At 70.0% G+C, this 22,543-nt stretch carries 24 protein-coding genes and 1 pseudogene; 16 read left to right on the top strand and 9 right to left on the bottom strand.

What is annotated here, in order from left to right:
- Positions 1–53: 53 nt before the first annotated feature.
- The 6 genes and pseudogenes from GPY60_RS10960 to regX all read left to right on the top strand — a co-directional run bounded on the left by GPY60_RS10960 (position 54) and on the right by regX (position 6,126).
- A complete protein-coding gene (locus GPY60_RS10960) occupies positions 54–1,358 on the top strand; it encodes an ROK family protein (RefSeq protein WP_231639563.1) in 1,305 nt (434 codons plus the stop codon).
- Between the two features lie 21 nt (positions 1,359–1,379).
- Positions 1,380–2,730: pseudogene (gene mshA, locus GPY60_RS10955) on the top strand (D-inositol-3-phosphate glycosyltransferase); the annotation flags it as partial.
- Complete coding sequence (locus GPY60_RS10950; RefSeq protein ID WP_156687695.1) at positions 2,727–3,251, top strand: YbjN domain-containing protein; 525 nt, start codon at positions 2,727–2,729, stop codon at positions 3,249–3,251. The pseudogene mshA and the gene GPY60_RS10950, both read left to right, overlap by 4 nt.
- Before the next feature lie 13 nt (positions 3,252–3,264).
- Positions 3,265–4,014: a phosphoglyceromutase gene (locus GPY60_RS10945; protein ID WP_156687694.1), complete on the top strand. Its 750-nt coding sequence runs from the start codon at positions 3,265–3,267 to the stop codon at positions 4,012–4,014.
- A 152-nt stretch (positions 4,015–4,166) separates the two neighbouring features.
- Entirely contained in the window at positions 4,167–5,393 is a 1,227-nt protein-coding gene (locus GPY60_RS10940; RefSeq protein ID WP_156687693.1) for a sensor histidine kinase, read from the top strand.
- 49 nt (positions 5,394–5,442) lie between these two features.
- On the top strand, positions 5,443–6,126 hold the full coding sequence (regX, locus tag GPY60_RS10935) for a two-component sensory transduction protein RegX (protein WP_156687692.1): 684 nt from the start codon (positions 5,443–5,445) through the stop codon (positions 6,124–6,126).
- A gap of 45 nt (positions 6,127–6,171) precedes the next feature.
- On the opposite strand, the gene GPY60_RS10930 is transcribed toward regX, so the two are convergent.
- The 3 genes from GPY60_RS10930 to GPY60_RS10920 are packed head-to-tail and all read right to left on the bottom strand — an operon-like array spanning position 6,172 to position 9,310.
- Positions 6,172–8,037 carry a GMC family oxidoreductase gene (locus tag GPY60_RS10930; RefSeq protein ID WP_156687691.1) on the bottom strand — a complete coding sequence of 622 codons (1,866 nt, stop codon included), beginning with the start codon at positions 8,035–8,037 and terminating at the stop codon, positions 6,172–6,174.
- On the bottom strand, positions 8,034–8,363 hold the full coding sequence (locus GPY60_RS10925; protein WP_156687690.1) for a hypothetical protein: 330 nt from the start codon (positions 8,361–8,363) through the stop codon (positions 8,034–8,036). The genes GPY60_RS10930 and GPY60_RS10925 overlap by 4 nt, the downstream gene beginning before the upstream one ends.
- Positions 8,360–9,310, bottom strand: a complete 951-nt coding sequence (locus tag GPY60_RS10920) for a hypothetical protein (RefSeq protein WP_156687689.1) — start codon at positions 9,308–9,310, stop codon at positions 8,360–8,362. Before GPY60_RS10920 ends, GPY60_RS10925 begins: the two co-directional genes overlap by 4 nt.
- A 42-nt stretch (positions 9,311–9,352) precedes the next feature.
- On the opposite strand from GPY60_RS10920, the gene GPY60_RS10915 reads away from it, so the two are divergent.
- The gene (locus tag GPY60_RS10915) at positions 9,353–10,075 is read left to right on the top strand and encodes a FadR/GntR family transcriptional regulator (protein ID WP_197283635.1); all 723 of its coding nucleotides are present in this window, start codon (positions 9,353–9,355) and stop codon (positions 10,073–10,075) included.
- Positions 10,076–10,077: 2 nt separating this feature from the next.
- Here GPY60_RS10915 and GPY60_RS10910 read toward each other — a convergent pair whose 3' ends face one another.
- Positions 10,078–10,863, bottom strand: a complete 786-nt coding sequence (locus GPY60_RS10910; protein WP_197283634.1) for a hypothetical protein — start codon at positions 10,861–10,863, stop codon at positions 10,078–10,080.
- A 92-nt stretch (positions 10,864–10,955) separates the two neighbouring features.
- Here GPY60_RS10910 and GPY60_RS10905 point away from each other — a divergent pair, with 92 nt between their 5' ends.
- The 9 genes from GPY60_RS10905 to GPY60_RS10865 all read left to right on the top strand — a co-directional run bounded on the left by GPY60_RS10905 (position 10,956) and on the right by GPY60_RS10865 (position 18,411).
- Entirely contained in the window at positions 10,956–11,972 is a 1,017-nt protein-coding gene (locus GPY60_RS10905) for a Ppx/GppA phosphatase family protein (protein ID WP_156687686.1), read from the top strand.
- Positions 11,969–12,916 carry a hypothetical protein gene (locus tag GPY60_RS10900; protein WP_156687685.1) on the top strand — a complete coding sequence of 316 codons (948 nt, stop codon included), beginning with the start codon at positions 11,969–11,971 and terminating at the stop codon, positions 12,914–12,916. The genes GPY60_RS10905 and GPY60_RS10900 overlap by 4 nt, the downstream gene beginning before the upstream one ends.
- Before the next feature lie 17 nt (positions 12,917–12,933).
- Positions 12,934–13,773, top strand: a complete 840-nt coding sequence (locus GPY60_RS10895) for a sugar phosphate isomerase/epimerase family protein (protein WP_156687684.1) — start codon at positions 12,934–12,936, stop codon at positions 13,771–13,773.
- Positions 13,774–13,788: 15 nt separating this feature from the next.
- On the top strand, positions 13,789–14,619 hold the full coding sequence (locus GPY60_RS10890; protein ID WP_156687683.1) for a thioesterase family protein: 831 nt from the start codon (positions 13,789–13,791) through the stop codon (positions 14,617–14,619).
- Positions 14,620–14,644: 25 nt separating this feature from the next.
- Complete coding sequence (proC, locus tag GPY60_RS10885) at positions 14,645–15,514, top strand: pyrroline-5-carboxylate reductase (protein WP_197283633.1); 870 nt, start codon at positions 14,645–14,647, stop codon at positions 15,512–15,514.
- Positions 15,515–15,652: 138 nt separating this feature from the next.
- On the top strand, positions 15,653–15,910 hold the full coding sequence (locus GPY60_RS10880) for a cell division/environmental response transcriptional regulator (RefSeq protein ID WP_156687681.1): 258 nt from the start codon (positions 15,653–15,655) through the stop codon (positions 15,908–15,910).
- A gap of 158 nt (positions 15,911–16,068) precedes the next feature.
- Positions 16,069–16,170 (top strand): 30S ribosomal protein bS22, encoded by a 102-nt coding sequence (locus GPY60_RS10875; protein ID WP_003402602.1) that lies wholly within the window; start codon positions 16,069–16,071, stop codon positions 16,168–16,170.
- A 64-nt stretch (positions 16,171–16,234) separates the two neighbouring features.
- The gene (locus tag GPY60_RS10870; protein ID WP_156687680.1) at positions 16,235–17,335 is read left to right on the top strand and encodes an SDR family oxidoreductase; all 1,101 of its coding nucleotides are present in this window, start codon (positions 16,235–16,237) and stop codon (positions 17,333–17,335) included.
- 5 nt (positions 17,336–17,340) lie between these two features.
- The gene (locus GPY60_RS10865) at positions 17,341–18,411 is read left to right on the top strand and encodes a lysophospholipid acyltransferase family protein (protein ID WP_156687679.1); all 1,071 of its coding nucleotides are present in this window, start codon (positions 17,341–17,343) and stop codon (positions 18,409–18,411) included.
- A 163-nt stretch (positions 18,412–18,574) separates the two neighbouring features.
- On the opposite strand, the gene cmaA2 is transcribed toward GPY60_RS10865, so the two are convergent.
- From cmaA2 to GPY60_RS10840, 5 genes are all read right to left on the bottom strand, one after another.
- Positions 18,575–19,480: a cyclopropane mycolic acid synthase CmaA2 gene (cmaA2, locus tag GPY60_RS10860; protein WP_156687678.1), complete on the bottom strand. Its 906-nt coding sequence runs from the start codon at positions 19,478–19,480 to the stop codon at positions 18,575–18,577.
- Between the two features lie 10 nt (positions 19,481–19,490).
- Entirely contained in the window at positions 19,491–20,003 is a 513-nt protein-coding gene (locus GPY60_RS10855; protein WP_156687677.1) for an FAS1-like dehydratase domain-containing protein, read from the bottom strand.
- Between the two features lie 44 nt (positions 20,004–20,047).
- Positions 20,048–20,962, bottom strand: a complete 915-nt coding sequence (locus GPY60_RS10850; RefSeq protein WP_156687676.1) for an HAD family hydrolase — start codon at positions 20,960–20,962, stop codon at positions 20,048–20,050.
- Between the two features lie 97 nt (positions 20,963–21,059).
- On the bottom strand, positions 21,060–21,815 hold the full coding sequence (locus GPY60_RS10845; RefSeq protein ID WP_156687675.1) for a hypothetical protein: 756 nt from the start codon (positions 21,813–21,815) through the stop codon (positions 21,060–21,062).
- Entirely contained in the window at positions 21,815–22,177 is a 363-nt protein-coding gene (locus tag GPY60_RS10840; protein ID WP_156687674.1) for a putative adhesin, read from the bottom strand. The genes GPY60_RS10845 and GPY60_RS10840 overlap by 1 nt, the downstream gene beginning before the upstream one ends.
- Positions 22,178–22,543 lie beyond the last annotated feature (366 nt).

Below are 22,543 nucleotides of genomic sequence, written 5' to 3'. Positions count from 1 at the left end.
GAGGTTTTCAGGCGTGGCCAAGCCGGCCATTGGAACTCGGACAAAGGACGCTCGTGCGCTCGACAACTCTTACCCACAGTCACCATTCCCTCAGCCGTAACGGCCGGTCGCACCGCCTGATCCTGCCGCCGGCACTGCACATCCCCGACTCCGCGGCGGCGTCGGTGTTCCGCGCGGTCCGCCTGCGCGGCCCCGTCGGCCGCGACGTGATCGCCGGGGTGACGTCGCTGAGCATCGCGACGGTCAACCGCCAGGTGATCGCGTTGCTCGACGCCGGCCTCCTGCGCGAGCGCGCCGACCTGGCCGTTTCCGGCGCCATCGGCCGCCCGCGGGTGCCGGTGGAGATCAACCACGAGCCGTTCGTCACGCTCGGAATCCACATCGGCGCCCGCACCACCAGCATCGTGGCCACCGACCTCTTCGGCCGCACCCTCGATACCGTCGAGACCCCGACGCCGCGCAACCCGGCGGGACCGGCGCTGGCGGCGCTGGCCGACAGCGCGTCGCGCTACCTGCGGCGCTGGCACCGGCGCCGGCCGCTGTGGGTCGGGGTCGCGATCGGCGGCACTGTCGACAGCGCCTCCGGCCACGTCGACCACCCGCGGCTCGGCTGGCGGCAGGCGCCGGTCGGGCAGGTGCTGGCCGACGCCCTGGGCCTGCCGGTGTCGGTCGCCTCCCACGTCGACGCCATGGCCGGCGCCGAGTTGTTGCTGGGCCTGCGCCGTTTCGCGCCCAGCTCGCCGACCAGCCTGTACGTCTACGCGCGCGAGACCGTCGGCTACGCGCTGGTGATCGGGGGTCGCGTGCACTGCCCCTCCAGCGGCCCCGGCACCATCGCCGCACTGCCCGCCGACTCCGAACTGCTCGGCGGCACGGGTCAATTGGAGACGACCGTGAGCGACGAAGCGGTGCTGGCCGCGGCGCGCCGGCTGCGCATCCTGCCGGCCGCGCCGATCGGCCGGGCCAACGGGGGCGCCGCCGCGGTCACCGACCTGATCCGGGTGGCCCGGGCCGGCAATCGGCAGGCCAAGGATTTGCTGGCCGAGCGGGGCAGGGTGCTGGGCGAAGCGGTAGCGCTGCTGCGAGACATGCTCAACCCCGACGAGTTGGTGGTCGGTGGGCAGGCCTTCACCGAGTACCCGGAGGCGATGGAACGGGTCGAGGCGGCCTTCGCCGACCGCTCCGTGCTGCCGCCGCGCGACATCCGCGTCACCGCGTTCGGCAACCGCGTCCAGGAGGCCGGCGCCGGGACGGTGTCACTCGGCGGGCTGTACGCCGACCCGCTGGGCGCCATGCGGCGCGCCGGGGTGCTCGGCGCCCGGTTGCGGGAGGTCGCCGCGGACGAGTCGTCCGCGTAGCGCTTCGGCTCGTCGTGGGGCCGTCCTGTAAAAGGGAAGGGTGCGGCACGACGAGGTTCCCCGGCGCGACGGCCCGCGTCGGGTGGCGGTGTTGGCCGTGCACACCTCGCCGCTGGCCCAGCCGGGCACCGGCGACGCGGGAGGCATGAACGTCTACGTGCTGCAGACCGCGCTGCACCTCGCCCGGCGAGGGATCGAGGTCGAGATCTTCACCCGGGCCACCGCGTCGGCCGACCCTCCGGTTCAGCGGGTGGCGCCCGGCGTGCTGGTGCGCAACGTGGTCGCCGGCCCGTTCGAGGGCCTCGACAAGTACGACCTGCCCACCCAGCTGTGCGCCTTCGCGGCCGGCGTGCTGCGCGCCGAGGCGTCCCACGAACCCGGGTTCTACGACATCGTGCACTCGCATTACTGGCTGTCGGGGCAGGTCGGCTGGCTGGCCCGCGACCGCTGGGCGGTGCCGCTGGTGCACACCGCGCATACCCTCGCCGCGGTCAAGAACGCGGCGCTGGCCGCGGGCGACTCGCCCGAACCGCCCCTGCGCACCGTCGGCGAGCAGCAGGTGGTCGACGAGGCCGACCGGCTGATCGTCAACACCGAAGACGAAGCGCGGCAACTGGTTTCGATCCACCACGCCGACCCGGCACGCATCGACGTCGTCCACCCGGGGGTGGACCTGGAGGTGTTCCGCCCCGGCGACCGCCGCTCGGCCCGGGCGGCCCTCGGGCTGCCGGCCGACGAGGACGTCGTGGCGTTCGTCGGGCGCATCCAGCCGCTGAAGGCGCCCGACATCGTGCTGCGCGCGGCGGCGAAACTGCCGGGCGTGCGCATCGTCGTCGCCGGAGGTCCGTCCGGCAGCGGCCTGAGCTCTCCCGACGGGCTGGCGCGCCTCGCCGACGAACTTGGCATCACGGCGAGGGTGACCTTCCTGCCGCCACAGTCCCGGCCCGACCTGGCGACGTTGTTCCAAGCGGCGAACCTCGTTGCGGTGCCGAGCTATTCGGAGTCATTCGGGCTGGTGGCCGTGGAGGCGCAGGCCTGCGGCACGCCGGTGGTGGCCGCCGCCGTGGGTGGGTTGCCGGTGGCGGTGCGCGACGGCGTCACAGGCACCCTGGTGTCCGGCCACGACGTCGACCAGTGGGCGGATGCGCTCGACCGTCTGCTGCGACAGGACACCCCGCACGCCGAGGCGATGAGCCGGGCGGCCGCCGCACACGCGGCCACGTTCTCTTGGGAGAACACCACCGACGCGCTCCTGGCCAGCTACCGCCGCGCCATCGGCGACTTCCCCGGGGAGCGGCACCGCCGCGCCCCCGACCGGGCATCGATGCGCCGGCCACGCCGCTGGTCGTCGCGGCGCGGGGTCGGCGCATGACCCCGACGCCCGAGTCGGTGCGCGGCGTCATCGAGCGGACGCTGCAGGCCAACCAGCTCGCCTACTCCGAGTTTCCCGGCGCGCACGGCGGATTGCCCGGGCTGGTCGTCGAGCTGCCCGGCGAGCGCAAGCTCAAGACCAACACGATCCTCAGCATCGGCGAGCACTCGGTGCGCGTCGAGGCGTTCGTGTGCCGCAAGCCCGACGAGAACCACGAGAGCGTGTACCGGTTCCTCCTCAAGCGCAACCGGCGGCTCTACGGCGTGGCCTACACGCTGGACAAGATCGGCGACATCTACCTGATAGGCCGGATATCGCTGGCCTCGGTGGACGCAGAGGAGCTCGACCGGGTGCTGGGCCAGGTCCTCGAGGCCGTGGACGCCGACTTCAACACGTTGCTGGAGCTGGGATTTCGCTCGTCGATCCAGAAAGAGTGGGAGTGGCGGGTCTCGCGTGGCGAATCGCTGAAGAACCTGCAGGCGTTCGCGCACCTGATCGACGACGATGACGACGACGCGTGAGAGACTCTCCGGCATGGGTGACACGGCCACGCTGGTGCTCCTACGCCATGGCGAGAGCGACTGGAATGCCCTCAACCTGTTCACCGGCTGGGTGGACGTCGGGCTGACCGAGAAGGGCCGGGCCGAGGCGGTGCGCAGCGGCGAGCTGCTGGCCGAGCACGGCCTCATGCCCGACATCCTGTACACCTCGCTCCTGCGGCGTGCCATCACCACCGCGCACCTGGCGCTGGACGCCGCCGACCGGCTGTGGCTCCCGGTGAGGCGAAGCTGGCGGCTGAACGAACGCCACTACGGCGCCCTGCAAGGCCTCAACAAGGCCGAGACCAAGGAGCGCTACGGCGAGGAGCAGTTCATGGCCTGGCGGCGCAGCTACGACACGCCGCCACCCCCGATCGAGCCGGGCAGCGAGTTCAGCCAGGACACCGACCCCCGCTACGCCGACATCGGCGGCGGCCCGCTGACCGAGTGCCTGGCCGACGTGGTGGCCCGCTTCCTGCCGTACTACACCGACGTCATCGTCCCCGACCTCCGGTTCGGCAAGACCGTCCTGATCGTCGCGCACGGCAATTCGCTGCGCGCCCTGGTCAAGCACCTCGATCAGATGACCGACGACGACGTCGTCGGGCTGAACATCCCGACCGGCATCCCGCTGCGCTACGACCTCGACGAGCGGCTGCGGCCGCTGGTGCCGGGGGGCACCTACCTGGACCCGGAGGCCGCCGCAGCGGGCGCCGCGGCGGTTGCCGGGCAGGGAGGCCGGTGAACCGGCGTCGCCGCCGAACGGGTGACGAAAAGGCCTTTTCGCCAAACATCGCGTGAACGGGAGCGGAACACCTGTGGCGCAGGATGTGACTTGTCCGATTTTGGCCTCGCTCCGCTAGGGCACTGTTCAGGAAGATTTGTAGGATTTTCCATGTGACTGTGTTCTCGGCGCTGTTGCTGGCCGGGGTCTTGTCCGGACTCGCACTGGCCGTGGGTGTCGCGGCCGGGAGACGGCTGTCGACACGGTCGGGTCACAGCGGCCGCCATGCGTCCGAAGCGCCGAACCAGTGGACCGGCCTCACGGTCGCCCAGATGCTGCAGCGCATCGGCGCCCTCATGCCGCTGGGTGTCGCGGTGGTGGATTCGCACCGCGACGTCGTCTATCTCAACGATCGGGCCAAGGAGCTGGGGCTGGTGCGCGACCGGCAGCTCGACGACCAGGCGTGGCAGGCCGCGCAGCGGGCACTGAGCGGGGTCGACGCCGAGTTCGACCTACGGCCTGCCAAGCGCGCGGCGGGCCGGTCGGGTCTCGCGGTGCACGGCCAGGCCCGGCTGCTGAGCGAGGAGGACCGTCGGTTCGCCGTCGTCTTCGCCCACGACCAGTCCGACTACGCCCGCATGGAGGCCACCCGGCGCGATTTCGTGGCCAACGTCAGCCACGAGCTCAAGACCCCGGTGGGCGCGATGGCCCTGCTCGCCGAGGCCCTGCTGGCGTCGGCGGACGACTCCGAGACCGTGCGCCGCTTCGCCGAGAAGGTGCTGGTCGAGGCCAACCGGCTGGGCGACATGGTCGCCGAGCTGATCGAGCTGTCCCGGTTGCAGGGCGCCGAGCGGCTGCCCAACGTGACCGAGGTTGACGTGGATACTGTTGTCTCCGAGGCGATTTCACGCCACAAGGTGGCGGCGGACAACGCCGACATCGACGTGCGCACCGACGCGCCGAGCGGCCTGCGGGTGCTCGGCGACGAGGGGCTGCTGGTGACCGCCCTGGCGAACCTGGTTTCCAACGCGATCGCGTATTCGCCCCGGGGTTCGTTGGTGTCGATCAGCCGCCGCCGCCGGGGTGACAACGTCGAGATAGCCGTCACCGACCGGGGCATCGGGATCGCCCTGGAGGACCAGGAGCGGGTGTTCGAACGCTTCTTCCGCGGTGACAAGGCGCGCTCGCGCGCCACCGGCGGGAGCGGGCTGGGGCTGGCGATCGTCAAGCACGTCGCGGCCAACCACAACGGCAGCATCGGTGTGTGGAGCAAGCCGGGGACCGGCTCGACCTTCACGCTGTCCATCCCGGCCTACCAAGACGGTGATGAACCCGAGCAACCGCTCGGCCGCGAGGTGCGGTCGAGCAGGTCACAAAGAGAGGAAGAGCTAAGTCGATGACCCGCGCTTACGACGATGCAGAGCGTAGCGATGAGGAGGAGTGGCGCCGATGACCAGTGTCTTGATCGTGGAGGACGAGGAGTCGCTTGCCGATCCGCTGGCCTTTCTCCTGCGCAAGGAGGGCTTCGAGGCCACGGTGGTGACCGACGGGCCCGCCGCGCTCGCCGAATTCGACCGGGGCGGCGCCGACATCGTGCTGCTCGACCTGATGCTGCCGGGCATGTCCGGCACCGACGTGTGCAAGCAGCTGCGCGCCCGTTCCAGCGTTCCGGTGATCATGGTGACCGCCCGTGACAGCGAGATCGACAAGGTGGTCGGCCTCGAACTCGGCGCCGACGACTACGTCACCAAGCCGTACTCCGCGCGGGAATTGATCGCCCGCATCCGGGCGGTGCTGCGCCGTGGCGGCGACGACGACTCCGAGATCAGCGACGGCGTGCTGGAGTCGGGGCCGGTGCGGATGGACGTCGAGCGTCATGTCGTGTCGGTCAACGGCGATCCGATCACGTTGCCGCTCAAGGAATTCGACCTGCTCGAATACCTGATGCGCAACAGCGGCCGGGTGCTGACCCGCGGGCAGCTGATCGACCGGGTGTGGGGTGCCGACTACGTCGGCGACACCAAGACTCTCGACGTCCACGTCAAGCGTCTGCGCTCCAAGATCGAGGCCGACCCGGCCAACCCGGTGCACCTGGTCACGGTGCGCGGGCTGGGCTACAAGCTGGAGGGGTAGACGCCGGTCACGACCCGACATTGATTGTGCGGCCTCAGCGCACACTCAACGCCCGCCGGCAGCCACCGCCTCGTCGGCGACGGCCAGCGCCATCGCCATGATCGACACCTGCGGGTTGACCTCCGGGCAGCTGGGCAGCACCGACGCGTCGGCCACCCAGACGCCGTCCACGCCCCGCAACCGGCCGAGTTCGTCGACCGGACACCGCTGCGCGTCGGCACCCGCGGCGGCGGTGCCCGTCGGGTGGAAGGCGGCCAGGTGCAGGGCGCGGGGATTGCTGCGCCCCAGAGCGGCGTGCAGGTCGGCAAGCGATGTCACGGTCGGCGCGCCGGGCAGCCCGAGGAGCACCTCGCGCGCGCCGGCCGCAAAGAGCAGACGGCCCATGGCCTCGATTGCTACCACCAGCTTGGCCAGGTCGGCGCGGTCGATGCTGTAGCGCATCAGCGTCTCGCCGCGCACCGACGACACCGAGCCGACGCCCCGGTCGGCCACCATGGCGCCGAACGTCGCCACCTTCGGGGCGCGGTCCAACCAGCCCAGCAGCTCGGCGCCGTACCCCGGATAAACCATCGACCCCATGCCCGGCGGCGTGGCCGTCGCCTCGATCAGCACGCCGTGTGACTCGTGCAGCCCGTGGACGGCGGCGCTTTGCAGCACGCCGTCCCACGCCACGACGTCGTCGTCGAACCGCCCCGCCAGCACCGTCGCCGGGTGTAGCGCGAGGTTGCGGCCCAGGCGCGGGTGCGTGCCGATCCCGCTGCGGCGCAACAGCCCCGGCGTCTCGGTTGCCCCGGCGGCGACGATCACCGTGTCGGCGAGGACGTCGAGCGCGGTGCCGTCGGGCCGGCGGGCGCGCACCCCTCGCGCGCGCCCGTCCCGGTGCAGCACCCGCTCGACGCGGGCATGGGAGATGATCCGCGCACCCGCCGCGCACGCCTGGGGGAGCGCGTTGAGGTGCACGCCGAACTTGGCGTTGCGCGGGCAGCCGATCGCGCACTGGCAGCAGCCCCCGCAGCCCGGCGCGTTACGGGGGATCGGCGCCGCGCTCCAGCCGAGCGTCGCGGCCGCGTCGAGCAGCAGACGACCGTTGCGGCCCATTATCTCCAGCGGCACCGGCGCCACGCGCAGCGTGCGTTCGACGTCGTCGAGCCGTTCGCCGAACAGGCCGGGATCGGCCAGGCCCAGCCCGAACTCGTCGCGCCAGCGGCGCTGGACGGCCGCGGGGGGCCGGAAGCAGGTCCCGGAGTTGACGACCGTGGTGCCGCCCACCGCCCGCCCGATCGGCAGCACGATTGACGGGCGGCCCACCGCCACGGTGGCCCCGGCGCCGCGGTACAGGCCGGCGTAGCGGTCGATCGGGTGGGTGGTGCGGAAGTCGTCGACCGTCCAGCGCCGCCCTTCCTCGAGGACGACGGTGTCGAGGCCGGCGCGCGCCAGGGTGCGGGCGGCCATCGCGCCGCCGGCGCCCGACCCGACGATCACCGCGTCGGCGCGCACCACCGACGGGCTCTCCTCGGACGGCGTGAGGGTCAGCGGGGCGTCGGGCCGTGCGACCGCGTCCTGCCGGCCGCGGGCGAGCAGTTCGGGCGCGTAGGTGTCGGCGCCGTTGGCGAGCAGGACGATCGCCTTCATGGCCTCCACCGCGGCTCCCGCGTCCGGGCTGAGGGACGCCACGCGCCGCAGCACGCGGTCCCGCTCGGCGGGTGTGAGCCGGGACAGCGACCGGCCCGTCGTGAGATAGCTTGCGGCAGAGAGGGATACGAGTCCGGCCCGCACGGCCAGCCGGGAGGTCGGCGGCAGGCGCGTGAGGTAGCGGTCGACCCGCTCGACGAGCCGGGCCGAAGCGGGGCCGCCGTGCTCCTCGGGCAGCAGCGCGCTGCCGAACGACGCGAGCGACCCCCGGCGGCTCATGCCAGGCGCCCGAGCCGGCGGCCCAGCTTGAGGAAGAAGGGGTAGGTGGCGAAGATCGCGCCCGCGGCGGCGTGTTTCGGCCACTCGAGCTCGTCGGTCTGCATGCCGAAAACGCCGCTGTTCCACATGAAGTCGCGTCCGTTGCGGGCGCGGAAGGGGCGCCACAGCGGGCCGAGTCCCGGCACGTTGTTGTAGAGCCCGAACGAGCCGCCGAAGAACACCCCGAGCGTGGCGGCCTCGGCGATGTCGCGACGGTCGGAGGGCAGGCGCCGCTCGATCAGCACGCCGGCCGCGACCAGCAGCGGCGGGTCGAAGAGAAAGCTCATGCGGGGATCCTTTCGTTGGGCTCGGGCGCCTGCGCGCCGCGCAGGCCGACCTCGGCGTGCCCGGTGCCCAGCACCGACCAGTGCCGGTCGTCGATGTCGACGTGCACGTCGGCCTGCTCGGTGTTCGTGCACACCGCGCGCCCGCCGTCGGGGTCGGTGTATTCGAGGCTCACGCACCGCTCCGGCGGCTGGTCGACGCGGATCAGCACCCGGCGACCGGCCATGCGTCCCTCCAGTTGCCAGTGCCGCAGCCCCAGCGTGGTACGCATTCGCAGCGACGGCAAACCCGTTGTCGGCCAGTCCTTTCCGTCGATGCGGAAGCGCACGAAGGCCAGCGGCGCCAGGCGGCGCAGGCCCGGCTTGTGCGACACGGCGCTGACGGCCTCGACCACGTCGCCGCCGCCGAGGTCGGCGTGCACCCAGCCCCAGCGCTTGGCGTTGCCGTGCCCGTAGATGTGCGCGACGCCGCCGCGCCAGCCGTCGACGCGCCGGTCGGCGTCGCCGACGGTCACCGAGCCGGTGAAGTCGGCGGTGGGGGCGAGCACCACCTGGGCGCCCGGCAGCAGCTCACGCTCCCAGGCGGCGCGGGGGAAGGTCCACAGCGGCGTCCCGGCGTCCTTCCAGGACAAGTCCCAGCCAAGCGAGCCGGCGCGTCCGCTGAGCAGCTCCGGCGCGACCCGCACTCCTGCGGCCTCGAACCACGCCGCCCCGGCCGCGGGGGCGGTCGGCTCGGGGCCGAACCGCTCGATGCGCGGCGGCCCGTCGTCGGGGAACCAGGTCACCCAGCCGTGCGCGTAGGGGTCGCCCCGCAGGGGCGCGACGGTCTCGCAGTGCACCCACAGCCCGGCCCGGCTCGCCGGATCGGACAGGGTGGCGTACCAGACCTCCAGGCGCCCAGCCTTGCCGCGCCAGCGCGGCGCCGCGGCCGATCGCAGCTCGTCGTCCATTGCTCACCTCCGGATGGTTCATCCAGTATATTGGTTGAGCCAATGAACCAGTCAAATCCGCTGCAGCCGCCGGACCGGCAGCGCGTCGACGAGCAGATCGCCGAGTCAATCGCCGACGCCGTTCTCGACGGCGTCTTTCCGCCCGGCTCGCTCCTGCCGCCCGAGCGGGACCTGGCTGAACAACTGCAGGTCAACCGCACCTCGCTGCGGCAGGGGCTGGCCCGGCTGCAGCAGATGGGCCTGATCGAGGCCCGGCACGGCAGCGGCAATGTGGTGCGCGACCCGCAGGGCCTCACCCACCCCGCGGTGGTCGAGGCGCTGGTCCGCAAGCTCGGCCCCGAGTTTCTGGTCGAGCTTTTCGAGATCAGGGCGGCGCTGGGGCCGTTAATCGGCCGCCTGGCCGCCCAGCGCGGCCGGCCCGAGGACGCCGACGCCCTGCGGGCCGCACTGGCCGCGGTGCGCGACGCCGACGGCGCCGAGGCGCGCCAGGCCGCCGACCTCGAGTACTTCCGGGTACTCATCCACGCCAGCCGCAACCGTGCCCTGGGGTTGCTGTACCGCTGGGTCGAGCAGGCGTTCGGCGGCCGCGAGCACGAGCTCACGCCCGCCTACGACGACGCGGAGCCGGTGATAGCCGGTTTGACCGCGATCACCGAGGCGGTGCTGGACGGCGACCCGCAGGCGGCCGCCGCGGCCGTCGAGGCCTACCTGCACGCGAGCGCGCAGCGCATGGTCGTGGCCTACGCCAGGGGGCAGGAGCCCTAGGGCTACTCGGCGATGCGCGTCGCCGGGTGCACCGCGACGAGCCCCAGCTGGGCGCGGCGCTTGCACATCGCCGCCAGCTCCGCATAGGCCTTGGCGCCGAGCAGCTCGGTGAGCTCGTCGGCCATGCTCTCCCACACCTGCTTGGCCCCGACGTGGGCGCCGGGGTCGCCGGTGCAGTACCAGTGCAGGTCGGCTCCACCCGAGCCCCAGCCGCGCCGGTCGTACTCGGTGACCCAGGTCTTGAGGATCTCGGTGCCGTCGGGCCGGGTCACCCACTCCTGGCTGCGCCGGATCGGCAACTGCCAGCACACGTCGGGCTTCATGGTCAGCGGCGCCACACCGAGCTTGAGGGCCTTGATGTGCAGGGCGCAGCCGGCGCCGGCGGGGAACCCGGGCCGATTCAGGAAAATGCAGGCGTCCTTGTGCTTGCGCGTCCGGTGCTGGGGTTGGCCGTCGTGCTCGTCGAGTTCGAGATATCCCTTGCGGCCGAGCCCCTTTTCCCGGAACTGCCAATCGTCGTCGGTCAATTGCTTGACCGCGTCGTCGAGCCGGGCGCGATCGTCGTCGTCGGACAGGAACGCGCCGTGCGAGCAGCACCCGTCGTCGGGGCGGCCCTCCACGGTGCCGTGGCAGGCCGGCGTGCCGAACACGCACGTCCAGCGCGACAGCAACCAGGTGAAGTCGGCCGCGATCAGGTGCTCGGGATTGTCCGGGTCGTAGAACTCGACCCATTCGCGGGCGAAGTCCAGCTCGACCTCCTGGCCCGGCCCGGGCTGCGAATTCCCCACGGGGTCAACGTTAGACCACGGATCGCGCCGCCCGGCCAGGCGACACCCGGGTCATGGCGCGCCGGTGCACCCCATGCGGCTAGGGTTTTTCTGTGCGATTGGGCGTGCTCGACGTGGGCAGCAACACGGTTCACCTGCTGGTGGTTGACGCCCACCGCGGGGGGCATCCCACGCCCATGAGTTCGACGAAGGCCACGCTGCGCCTCGCGGAGTCGATCGACAGCTCGGGCAAGCTCACCAAGCGCGGCGCCGAGAAGCTCATCTCGACGATCGACGAGTTCGCCAAGATCGCCGACAGCTCCGGGTGCAAGGAGCTCATGGCGTTCGCCACCTCGGCCCTTCGTGACGCCGAGAACTCCGAGGACGTGCTCGCGCGGGTGCGCAAGGAGACCGGGGTCGAGCTCGAGGCGCTCAGCGGCGTCGACGAGTCGCGGCTGACCTTCCTGGCGGTGCGGCGCTGGTACGGGTGGAGCGCGGGGCGCATCATCAACCTCGACATCGGCGGCGGTTCGCTGGAGATGTCCAGCGGCGTGGACGAGGAACCCGAGGTGGCGCTCTCGCTGCCCCTGGGCGCCGGGCGGCTGACCCGCGAATGGCTTCCGGACGACCCGCCGGGCAGGCGCCGGGTGGGGATGCTGCGGGACTGGCTGGACGCCGAGCTCGCGGAGGCCAGCGAGCGGGTGCTCGACGCCGGTCCTCCCGACCTCGCGGTGGCGACCTCGAAGACGTTCCGCTCGCTGGCGCGGCTGACCGGCGCGGCCCCCTCGGCCGCCGGGCCGCGGGTGAAGAGGACGCTCACAGCAAACGGCCTCAGGCAACTCATATCTTTCATCTCTAGGATGACGACCGCTGACCGCGCGGAGTTGGAAGGGGTAAGCGCCGAGCGGGCACCGCAGATAGTGGCGGGAGCCCTGGTGGCGGAGGCGAGCATGCGAGCGCTATCGATCGACGCGGTGGACATCTGCCCGTGGGCGTTACGGGAGGGTCTGATCCTGCGCAAACTCGACAGCGAAGCCGACGGAACCGACCTCATGGACGGTTCGGTGCGCGATGCTGGAGACAAGGCGGGTGATCGGACCGCGAACCGATCGAGAGGCGACAAATCATGACGGGACCCCACTCCGACACCGAGAGCCCGGGCACGCGCCCGATCTCGGTGGCCGAATTGCTGGCCAAGAACGGAACCATCGGCGCCCCGGCCGTGACCCGGCGGCGCCGCCGTCGCCGCGGCGACAGCGACGCCGTCACGGTCGCCGAGCTCACCGGTGAGATCCCGGTCATCCGCGACGACGAGCACCACCCCGGTGATCGCGAGACGCCACCGGCCCCTGAGCAGGCCACCGCAATCACCGAAGAACGTTCCGAGACTGAAGAGGCGAGGACCGCGTACTGGTCCGAGCCGGAGCCGCGGTGGCCCCCCACGTCGCCGACGCAGCCGCACCGCGCGGCGGGCCCCGAGCGCAGCGCTTACCCGCGTCCGCCCCGCCGTGCCGAGGCGGGCGAGGGTGACGGGCAGTCGGGCGCCGAGGACATGAGCCCGGACCCGATGGACCCCTACGCGAACCTCCCGGTGGACGTGATGGACTCCGAGGTTCACGAGGCCGAGCCCGACACCGACGATTCCGCGTACGTGCGCTCCTACCTGGGCAGCTCCGACTCGACGCTGTTCGGCGGCCAGACGCTGGCCGACGAGATCGCCCGGCGCGGCGGCACCGCGGAGCCGGAAGCGGACGAACCGCACGTGACGGCCGACCGCGCCGCCGAGAGCCACGGGCTGCGCGGCCGGCTCGAGGCGGTGTGGCGCGGCACGGTCGTCGTGCTGCAGTCGGTGCTGGCCGTCGCCTTCGGGGCCGGGTTGTTCGTGGCGTTCGACCAGCTGTGGCGCTGGAACAGCATCGTGGCGCTGGTGTTGTCGGTGCTGGTGATCCTTGGCCTGGTGGTCGGGGTCCGGGTCGTGCGCAAGACCGAGGACATCGCGAGCACGCTGATCGCGGTCGCCGTCGGGGCGCTGATCACCCTGGGCCCGCTGGCGCTGTCGTTGCAGTCGGGCTAGGCACACCACCCGAGACTGTGCGCCCAGCGATCAAAGTCGGCCTTTCGACGGCCTCGGTGTATCCCCTGCGGGCCGAGGCCGCTTTCGAGTACGCCGCCCGGCTGGGCTACGACGGCGTCGAGCTGATGGTGTGGAGCGAGACGGTCAGTCAGGACATCGCCGCCGTGGCCAAGCTGTCGCGGCGCTATCGCGTGCCGGTGCTCTCGGTGCACGCCCCGTGCCTGCTGATCTCGCAGCGGGTGTGGGGCGCCAACCCGATCCCGAAACTCGAACGCAGCGTGCGGGCCGCCGAAGAACTCGGCGCGCAGACCGTCGTGGTTCACCCGCCGTTCCGCTGGCAGCGGCGCTACGCCGAGGGGTTCAGCGAGCAGGTTGCGGCGCTCGAGGCGTCGAGCGAGGTCATGGTGGCCGTGGAGAACATGTTTCCGTTCCGGGCCGATCGCTTCTTCCCTGGGCAGTCGCTGGAACGGATGCGCAGGCGGGGCGGCGGGCCCGGGCCGGCGATCTCGGCGTTCTCGCCGTCCTACGACCCGCTCGACGGCGACCACGCTCACTACACGCTGGACCTGTCGCACACGGCGACGGCGGGCAGCGACTCCCTGGAGATGGCCCGCCGCATGGGCGCGGGCCTGGTCCACCTGCACCTGTGTGACGGCAGCGGACTGCCCGCCGACGAGCACCTGATCCCCGGGCGCGGCACACAGCCGACCGCCGAGGTGTGCCAGATGCTGGCCGGCGGCCAATTCGCCGGGCACGTGATCCTCGAGGTGTCCACGTCGAGCGCGCGTTCGGCCAGCGAGCGCGAGAGCATGCTCATCGAATCGCTGCAGTTCGCCCGCACGCACCTGCTGCGCTGACACGACTTGGAGAACATGGACGCGTTATTCACCACCGCAATGGCGTTGCGGGAGGTCGGCCCCGGCGTGTACGAGGGCGAACTAGACAAGCACTGGACGATCGGCCCGAAGGTGCACGGCGGCGCGATGCTCGCGCTGTGCGCCAACGCCGCCCGCACCGCATGTGACGGCTTGGCGGCAGGGCTGGAGCCCGTCGCGGTGTCCGCCAACTTCCTGTCGGCGCCCGACCCGGGGCCCATGCGGCTGGAGACCTCGATCCGCAAGCGGGGCCGCCGGATCAGCGTCGTCGACGTCGAGCTCACGCAGGGGGAGCGCACCGCGGTCCACGCCGTGGTCAACCTGGGCGAGCCGGAGCACTTCCCGCCGGGTGGCGACCTCGCGCCGCTGCTGTCGGCCAACCCCGTGCTGGGGCTGATGGCGCCCGAACCGCCGGGCGACATCGAGCCGATCGGGCCGGGCCACCCGCTGGCCGGCCTGGTCCACCTGGGCGAGGGCTGCGACGTGCGCCCCCTGCTGTCCACGATGCAGCGCAGCGAGGACGGGCGCCCTCCGATGATCCAGATGTGGGCGCGCCCGCGGGACGTCCCCCCCGACGGGCTGTTCGCGCTGATGTGCGGCGACCTGTCGGCGCCGGTCACCTTCGCCGTGGACCGCACGGGCTGGGCGCCGACGGTCCAGCTCACCGCCTACCTGCGGGCCCTGCCCGCCGACGGCTGGCTGCGGATCATCGCGACGTGCATGGAGATCGGCCACGACTGGTTCGACGAGGACCACATCGTGGTCGACAGCCTGGGCCGGCTGGTGGTCCAGGCGCGTCAGCTGGCCCTGGTCCCTGCCGCTCGTTGACCGTCCGTCTGGGATGCTGTCCGGCATGGCAAGAATCGCGATCATCGGCGGCGGCGGCATCGGGGAGGCACTGCTGTCGGGTCTGCTGCGCGCGGGCCGACAGGTCAAGGACCTGGTCGTGGCCGAGAAGGTGCCCGAGCGCGCCGAGTACCTCGCCGACACCTACTCGGTGCTCGTCGCGCCGGTCGCCGAGGCGGTCGACAACGCGACGTTCGTCGTCGTCGCCGTGAAGCCGGCCGACGTCGAACCGGTGCTGGGTGAGATCGCCCGGGTGGCCGCCGCGGCCGACAGCGACAGCGCGGAGCAGGTGTTCGTCACGGTGGCGGCCGGCATCCCGATCGCGTACTTCGAGTCCCGCCTGCCGGCCGGAACGCCGGTGGTGCGGGCGATGCCCAATGCGGCCGCGCTGGTGGGCGCCGGGGTCACCGCGCTCGCCAGGGGCCGCTTCGTCACCGGCCCGCAGCTCGAAGAGGTGTCCGCCCTGTTCGACGCCGTAGGTGGCGTGCTGACGGTGCCCGAGGCCCAGATGGACGCGGTCACCGCTGTGTCGGGCTCCGGCCCGGCGTACTTCCTGCTCATGGTGGAGGCGCTGGTCGACGCCGGGGTGGCGGCCGGCCTGAGCCGCAGCGTGGCCACCAGCTTGGCCGCGCAGACCATGGCCGGTTCGGCGGCCATGCTGCTGGAACGGTTGGACTCCGGGCAGCAGAGCGGGGACCCGCTCGCGACACTGCCCGACACCAGTCCGGCGCAGCTGCGGGCGACGGTCACCTCGCCCGGTGGCACCACGGCGGCTGCGCTGCGCGAACTCGAACGGGGTGGGCTGCGCGCCGCCGTCGACGCGGCCGTCCAAGCCGCAAAAATGCGCTCTGAGCAGCTAAGAATTACATCAGAATAATTCAAGATTTTTGGACGGATTGTCCCCCACCAGTACCAGTAACCCCATCAGTCCCGCTATTCTCCTTTCTGTATGCACGTGGGTGCCAGCGGAGGGGAAGCCGCTGGCGTTGCTCGTGCCTGACACGATTGGGTTGCGATGACGTCTACGAACGGGCCATCAGCGCGAGATTCTGCAGGTAAAGGACGGGATTCCGGGCCCGCCGACGCCCAGCAGGCCAGGACGCAGTTCCTCACCGTCGCCGAGGTGGCCGCGTTGATGCGGGTGTCCAAGATGACGGTGTACCGCCTGGTGCACAACGGCGAGCTGCCCGCGGTCCGTGTCGGGCGGTCGTTCCGGGTGCACGCCAAGGCCGTGCACGACATGCTGGAAACCTCGTACTTCGACGCCGGTTAGCCCGCGGGCTGACTGACGCCCCTGCATAACCCCTGGATCGGGCCGCCATGTGCGGCCGACCGGCGCCGTTTGGTGTTCGCGGTGCCCGGCTGGGTAAAGTGGCGGGGTCCTTTTGCAGTCTTTTCCGGCGGTCAGATAGCGGAGTCAGTGGGTTTTAAATGGGTTCAGTGATCAAGAAGCGGCGCAAGCGCATGTCGAAGAAGAAGCACCGCAAACTGCTGCGTCGCACCCGGGTGCAGCGCAGAAAACTTGGCAAGTAAAACCCTTCCGCCTCGACCGTCCGGCGACGATGCCGCCGACCCATCCGGCCGCTAGGCTGGCCGGGTGGAGTCGTCGACCGGGCAGGGTGACACCGTGCACTACCCCAAGGTGGTGCTGGTCACCGGTGCGTGCCGGTTTCTCGGCGGGTACCTGACCGCCCGGCTCGCGCAGAACCCGTTGATCAACGGGGTCATCGCGGTGGACGCGGTCGCCCCCAGCAAAGACATGCTGCGCCGGATGGGCCGCGCCGAGTTCGTCCGCGCCGACATCCGAAACCCCTTCATCGGCAAGGTAATTCGCAACGGCGATGTCGACACGGTGGTGCACGCCGCCGCCGCGTCCTACGCCCCGCGCTCGGGCGGCGTCGCGGCGCTGAAGGAAATCAACGTGATGGGCGCGATGCAGCTCTTCGCGGCCTGCCAGAAGGCGCCGTCGGTGCGCCGCGTCGTGCTCAAGTCGACGTCGGAGGTGTACGGCTCGAGCCCGCACGACCCGGTCATGTTCACCGAGGACAGCAGCAGCCGACGGCCCTTCCGCGACGGTTTCGCCAAGGACAGCCTCGACATCGAGGGCTACGCCCGCGGACTGGGTCGCCGCCGCCCCGACATCGCGGTCACCATCCTGCGGCTGGCCAACATGATCGGCCCGGCGATGGACACCTCGCTGTCGCGGTACCTGGCCGGACCCGTGGTGCCGACGATGTTCGGCCGCGACGGGCGCCTGCAACTCCTGCACGAGCAGGACGCGCTCGGCGCGCTGGAGCGGGCGGCGATGGCCGGCAAGGCGGGCACGTTCAACATCGGCGCCGACGGGATCATCATGCTGTCGCAGGCGATCCGCCGGGCCGGCCGGATCCCGCTGCCCGTGCCGGGGTTCGGCGTGTGGGCGCTGGACTCGCTGCGGCGGGCCAACCACTACCACGAGATCAGTCGGGATCAATTCGATTATTTGAGCTACGGCCGCGTCATGGACACCACCCGGATGCGCAAAGAGCTGAATTACCAGCCGAAATGGAGCACGGCGGAGGCGTTCGACGACTACGTGCGCGGCCGCGGCCTCACTCCCATAATCGACCCCAATCGGGTACGCTCCTGGGAAGATCGGGCCATCGCTCTTGCTCAGCGCTGGGGTAACCGAAATCCAATTCTACGTGGGGTCAGGTAGATATCGTGGCGGGTGAAACCAGAGCCAACGTCATACCACTGCACACGAATCGGGGTCGGGTAACGGCGCGCCGCAAAGCGGATCAGCGCGCCGAGTCGGCCCGGCAACACCCGTCGCTGCTGTCCGACCCGCGCGAGCGCGCTTCCGCCGATGAGATCGCCGCCGTCGTCCGCGAGATCGACGAGCACCGGCGCACGGCGTCCCCGGCGGCTGGTACCGCCGATGCGCCGCTCAACGAACTCGCCCAGCGCGTCGCCGCGGTCGCCGGATTCCTGCGGCAGCGGTTGGCGGGCGACTACAGCGTCGACGAGTTCGGTTTCGACCCGCACTTCAACAGCGCGATCGTGCGGCCCCTGCTGCGGTTCTTCTTCAGGAATTGGTTCCGGGTCGAGGTCAGCGGCGTCGAGAACCTGCCCGCGGAGGGGGCCGCGCTGGTGGTGGCCAACCACGCCGGCGTCCTGCCGTTCGACGGGCTCATGCTCTCGGTGGCGGTGCACGACGAGCATCCCGCGCATCGGGACCTGCGGCTGCTTGCGGCCGACATGGTGTTCGACCTGCCGGTGCTCGGGGAAACGGCGCGCAAGGCCGGCCACACGATGGCCTGCACGGCGGACGCGCACCGGCTGCTCTCCTCCGGTGAGCTCACCGCCGTCTTCCCCGAGGGCTACAAGGGCCTGGGCAAGCGCTTCGAGGACCGCTACCGGTTGCAGCGGTTCGGGCGCGGTGGTTTCGTCTCGGCCGCGCTGCGCACGAAGGCGCCGATCATTCCGTGCTCGATCATCGGGTCCGAGGAGATCTACCCGATGCTGACCGACGTGAAGCTGCTGGCCCGGCTGTTCGGGCTGCCGTACTTCCCGGTCACGCCGCTGTTCCCGCTGGCCGGCCCGGCGGGCCTGGTGCCGTTGCCGTCGAAGTGGCGCATCGCGTTCGGCGAGCCGATCTACACCAATGACTACGCCGTCTCCGACGCGGACGACCCGATGGTCACGTTCGAGCTCACCGACCAGGTGCGCGAGACGATTCAGCAAACGCTGTACCGGTTGCTGGCCGGGCGCCGCAACATCTTCTTCGGCTGAGCCGTCTCTGCGGGCGCCGGGCCCGCTTTCGTGCCCAACGTCGATCTGTTGTGCGAAATCACGCCTCGCGACGACAACAACTCGACGTTCGCGGCGCCGGAGGTCGGCGCCAAAAAGCCAGCGCCCCGGTGCCTTACGACACCGGGGCGCTGTACTTGGGTAGCTACTTGACCAGCGTGAACTGGCAGACGCCGGTGTACCGGTCGCGGAACAGGTCCGAGCATCCCCGCAGGTAGTGCATGTAGATGTCGTAGGTCTCCTGGCCCTTGAGCTCGATCGCCTTCTCCTTGTTCGCCTCGAGCGCGTCCGCCCAGGCGTCGAGGGTCGGCACGTAGTTGTGCCCGATCTTGTGGTAGCGCTCGACCTTCCAGCCGGCCTGCGACGAGTAGTGGTCGACCTGCGAGATGCGCGGCAGCCGGCCGCCCGGGAAGATCTCCGTGAGGATGAACTTGATGAAGCGCAGCAGGCTCATCGGCGACGTCAGGCCCCACTCCTTGGCCTCTTCGGGCTCGGGAATGGTGATCGTGTGCAGCAGCATCCGGCCGTCTTCGGGCGTCAGGTCGTAGAACTTCTTGAAGAAGGTCGCGTACCGCTCGAAGCCGGCGTCACCGGCGCCGTCGGCGAAGTGCTCGAACGCGCCCAGCGACACGATCCGGTCGACCGGCTCGTCGAATTCCTCCCAGCCCTGGATGCGCACCTCTTTGCGGCGCGGGCTGTCGATCTCCTTGAACTTCTCGACGTCGTGGGCGTACTGGTTCTCGCTCAGCGTCAGGCCGATGACGTTGACGTCGTACTCGGACACCGCGTGCCGCATGGTCGAACCCCAGCCGCAGCCGATGTCGAGCAGCGTCATGCCCGGCTCCAGGTTCAGCTTGTCCAGCGCCAGCTTCCGCTTGGCGTACTGCGCCTCTTCCAACGTCTTGGCGCCTTCTTCCCAGTAGGCGCAGCTGTACGTCATCGACGGGTCCAGCCAGAGCTTGAAGAATTCGTTGGATTTGTCGTAGTGGGATCGGACGGCTTCGACCGGCGGCTTGAGCTGCGTGCTGCCCGTTTCACCCTGTGACGTCATTGATCTGACCCTACTTTCCAGCTGATATCGATGCAATCGCGGCCACTGTCTCTTCAGTGCTCGCTTCTTGATGTGCGGCTTCCCCCAGCATCGTCACGATGCCTGTGACAACCGGTTTCCCCTCGGCGTCTGTGATCTCGCTGCGGATCTCAGCGAGCACAGTACCGTGCGACTCGATCACCGAGTCTAGGTAGGTGTCGAAGAAAAGCCTATCGTGCGCCAGGATCGGTCGGTGAAATTTGAGCTTCTGGTCGCGGTGAAAGACCCGGGCGATGTTGATCGGGATCTTGAACTTGGTGAAGATCTCGAGCTGCACGCGCCGGCCGGCGATCGCCGCGAAGGTCAGGGGCGCCACCAGCTCGGGGTATCCCGCTTCGGCGGCGTCCGCCTCGTTGTAGTGCGCCGGGTGGTCGTCCTTGACCGCGGCCGCGAACTCGCGGATCTTTTCGCGCCCGACCTCGAAAAAGTCCGACCCTCGATAGTTGCTGCCGATGAGTCCTTCTGTGCCCTCTGGGACTGTCATGCCGCTGTGCTCTCTGCTCGACTGTGTCTGCGCGGCGCAGCTTATCAGCGGGATTGGCGCCGAGACGCCAGTGCCGCCAGCGCGCCTCCGGCCGCTCCCAGCGCCAGGGCGGACGGCACCCCGATCCGCGCGGCCTTGCGCGCGGTGCGGAAGTCGCGGATCTCCCAGCCGCGTTCGCGGGCCAGGGCGCGCAGCCGCGCGTCGGGATTGATGGCGACCGCGGTGCCCACCAGCGACAGCATCGGCACGTCGTTGTAGCTGTCGGAGTAGGCGGTGCAGCGCTTGAGGTTGAGGCCCTCCCGGATCGCCAGCGACCGCACGGCATGCGCCTTCCCGGGGCCGTGCAGGATGTCCCCGACCAGCCGGCCGGTGAACACCCCGTCCACCGACTCCGCGACGCTTCCCAGGGCCCCGGTGAGGCCGAGACGGCGCGCGATCGTCGCCGCCAGCTCGTACGGGGTCGCGGTGATCAGCCACACCTGCTGGCCGGCGTCGAGGTGCATCTGGGTGAGCGCGCGGGTGCCGGCCCAGATCTTGTCGGCGATGATTTCGTCGTAGATTTCCTCGCCGAGCCGCACCAGCTCGTCGACCGATCGCCCCTCGATGAACGCGAGCGCCTTGCGCCGGCCGGCGGCGACGTCGTCGCTGTTCTCCTTGCCCAGCAGCTGGAACTTGGCCTGTGCGTAGACGAATCCGAGGACATCGCGGTAGGTGAAGTAGTTCCGAGCGGCCAAGCCGCGGCCGAAGTGCACCGCCGAGGAGCCCTGCACCAGCGTGTTGTCGACGTCGAAGAAGGCGGCGGCGGTCAGGTCGACCGGCGGCGCGGGGCGGTCCGCCGGATCTGCATGCTTGAGGTCCTCGAGCGCGCGGGCGGCGCTGGCGTCGGCGGCCAGCGATTCCAGGTCGACCCGCTCCGTGCGGTTCGCGTTGCCCGGGTCAGAGGAAGGCGATGAAGCCATGCCCCAACCTCCTGGATCGCCGTGCCGCATCCACACGCGGCCACCACAACCCTATCCGGACTCTTTGGGGGAGGTGCGTGCCCTCGGGGCCCAACACTTATCCGCCGGCTGGCGTGAGCCCCAACGACTCACGGTCGAAGACCACCCAGTCGTCGGCGTCGTTCACGACCTGTACGCCGTCCAGTTCCGGCGTGGTTTCGATCATCTTCTTGAGCTCTTCCCACCGGATGCCGCCATAGGTTATTCCAGGCCGTTTCCGCGTGGTGTATGCGCGAATCAGGCGTAAGTTGTCAATGCGAAGAGTCCGCATTATCGGTCGGCCATCTGTGCTGTTGTTTGCCGACAATTCCAGGAAGACTTCGCGGTCCATAAGCACTGTGCCGATCGGTGGCGACAACTCTTCGGGGGGCGTACTCACCGCGAGAGTGATGAGATCCTCGAGCAACTTGGCCTCGGATTTTGAACCGGATGTGCTCGAACGGAGGTCGTCAAGTATTTCGGGGATTCGTTTCTTGCTGATTGACACCCACTGCGAATCGCGATTTGAAACGATCACCCAATCGAGGCCCGGAATTTCGAGCGCGGCCCCCAAGGCGTCTTCGAAAATACCTCCGGCGAAAGTGTCCGGCAGATCGGGGTGGTCCTTATCCGTGCAGAGCAGCATTGCGTTGCTGCCGTCCGGAAGTCGCAACAATGGGAACGCGTTGACGGTTCTTCCTTCGTGTTCGACCAACGCCCGCGCAAAATACATCTCGACGCGTCCCAGGGCTGAGAAAAGGCGCCGCTCGTCGTCCGGTGATTTCCGCTCTGCGGCAATCCGGATCATTTCTTCGATCTCGCTGTTGGGCGACATCAAGGTCGATGCCTCTCGTATGGTTGGAACTTGCCTTCCCATTTATCATATATTCCAGTCACATGATAGAGCATGTACGTCGGACGAGTTGGGTCGAGTGTGCACGTCGCCAGATCCACAGGTCCCATGTTTTCTCGTATGAGTTCGCTCAAAAGCGTCGGCTCCGTTACGGTTTGTGGAGTGCCCATGATATTCAGATTGTCCGGTGGATGAATGGTGTAATTCGGCATCGATTCGCCGGCATTGAATGTATCCGAATAAACGCCAGATGTGTCGCCGCCGGTCTCAATCAAGTTGCCGAGCGCATCGGTGATGGCCGACCCGTGTTTCGCAAATATCGTGACACTCGCTCCCTTTGGCACGGTGAATTCGCCGTGGTCGGGGTCGTAGGAGCCGTGTCCGCTTATCTTGTGCCTTTCCTCGGGCGTTTGACCGTCGAGGTCGCCCTGATCTGGGGATTCCCCTGGCTTCGGGTCGCCGTCGCCGTGTGACGGGGCATCTCCGGGCTCGTGGGGAACACCATCACCGCCCGGATGTGGGCCCCCGCCATGGGGTTGGTTCGCTTCTGCGGGATGTCGGACCGGCTCCCCAGGGGGAGCCGGGCTCCCAGAGTGCGAGGCGGCTTCAGCGGCGGTCCCGCCGCCCGTAGGGCTCGGGGGCGGCGCCGGTGGGTGTGGCGCCGTGGGCGCGGGTGGAGTATCGGGGCCCGGCGCGCCGGGCCCCGATAC

The sequence above is a fragment of the Mycobacterium sp. Marseille-P9652 genome (assembly GCF_902652685.1).
Classification (GTDB): domain Bacteria; phylum Actinomycetota; class Actinomycetes; order Mycobacteriales; family Mycobacteriaceae; genus Mycobacterium.
Note: the sequence above shows the minus strand (reverse complement) of the source record. Positions and strands in the feature narration are given on the sequence as shown.

Coding starts and splice junctions, on each gene's coding strand:
- GPY60_RS10950 (WP_156687695.1), top strand. CDS start 2,727: ATGACCCCGACGCCCGAGTCGGTGCGCGGCGTCATCGAGCGGACGCTG.
- GPY60_RS10945 (WP_156687694.1), top strand. CDS start 3,265: ATGGGTGACACGGCCACGCTGGTGCTCCTACGCCATGGCGAGAGCGAC.
- regX (WP_156687692.1), top strand. CDS start 5,443: ATGACCAGTGTCTTGATCGTGGAGGACGAGGAGTCGCTTGCCGATCCG.
- GPY60_RS10930 (WP_156687691.1), bottom strand. CDS start 8,037: ATGAGCCGCCGGGGGTCGCTCGCGTCGTTCGGCAGCGCGCTGCTGCCC.
- GPY60_RS10925 (WP_156687690.1), bottom strand. CDS start 8,363: ATGAGCTTTCTCTTCGACCCGCCGCTGCTGGTCGCGGCCGGCGTGCTG.
- GPY60_RS10920 (WP_156687689.1), bottom strand. CDS start 9,310: ATGGACGACGAGCTGCGATCGGCCGCGGCGCCGCGCTGGCGCGGCAAG.
- GPY60_RS10915 (WP_197283635.1), top strand. CDS start 9,353: ATGAACCAGTCAAATCCGCTGCAGCCGCCGGACCGGCAGCGCGTCGAC.
- GPY60_RS10900 (WP_156687685.1), top strand. CDS start 11,969: ATGACGGGACCCCACTCCGACACCGAGAGCCCGGGCACGCGCCCGATC.
- GPY60_RS10890 (WP_156687683.1), top strand. CDS start 13,789: ATGGACGCGTTATTCACCACCGCAATGGCGTTGCGGGAGGTCGGCCCC.
- proC (WP_197283633.1), top strand. CDS start 14,645: ATGGCAAGAATCGCGATCATCGGCGGCGGCGGCATCGGGGAGGCACTG.
- GPY60_RS10880 (WP_156687681.1), top strand. CDS start 15,653: ATGACGTCTACGAACGGGCCATCAGCGCGAGATTCTGCAGGTAAAGGA.
- GPY60_RS10875 (WP_003402602.1), top strand. CDS start 16,069: ATGGGTTCAGTGATCAAGAAGCGGCGCAAGCGCATGTCGAAGAAGAAG.
- cmaA2 (WP_156687678.1), bottom strand. CDS start 19,480: ATGACGTCACAGGGTGAAACGGGCAGCACGCAGCTCAAGCCGCCGGTC.
- GPY60_RS10855 (WP_156687677.1), bottom strand. CDS start 20,003: ATGACAGTCCCAGAGGGCACAGAAGGACTCATCGGCAGCAACTATCGA.
- GPY60_RS10850 (WP_156687676.1), bottom strand. CDS start 20,962: ATGGCTTCATCGCCTTCCTCTGACCCGGGCAACGCGAACCGCACGGAG.
- GPY60_RS10845 (WP_156687675.1), bottom strand. CDS start 21,815: ATGTCGCCCAACAGCGAGATCGAAGAAATGATCCGGATTGCCGCAGAG.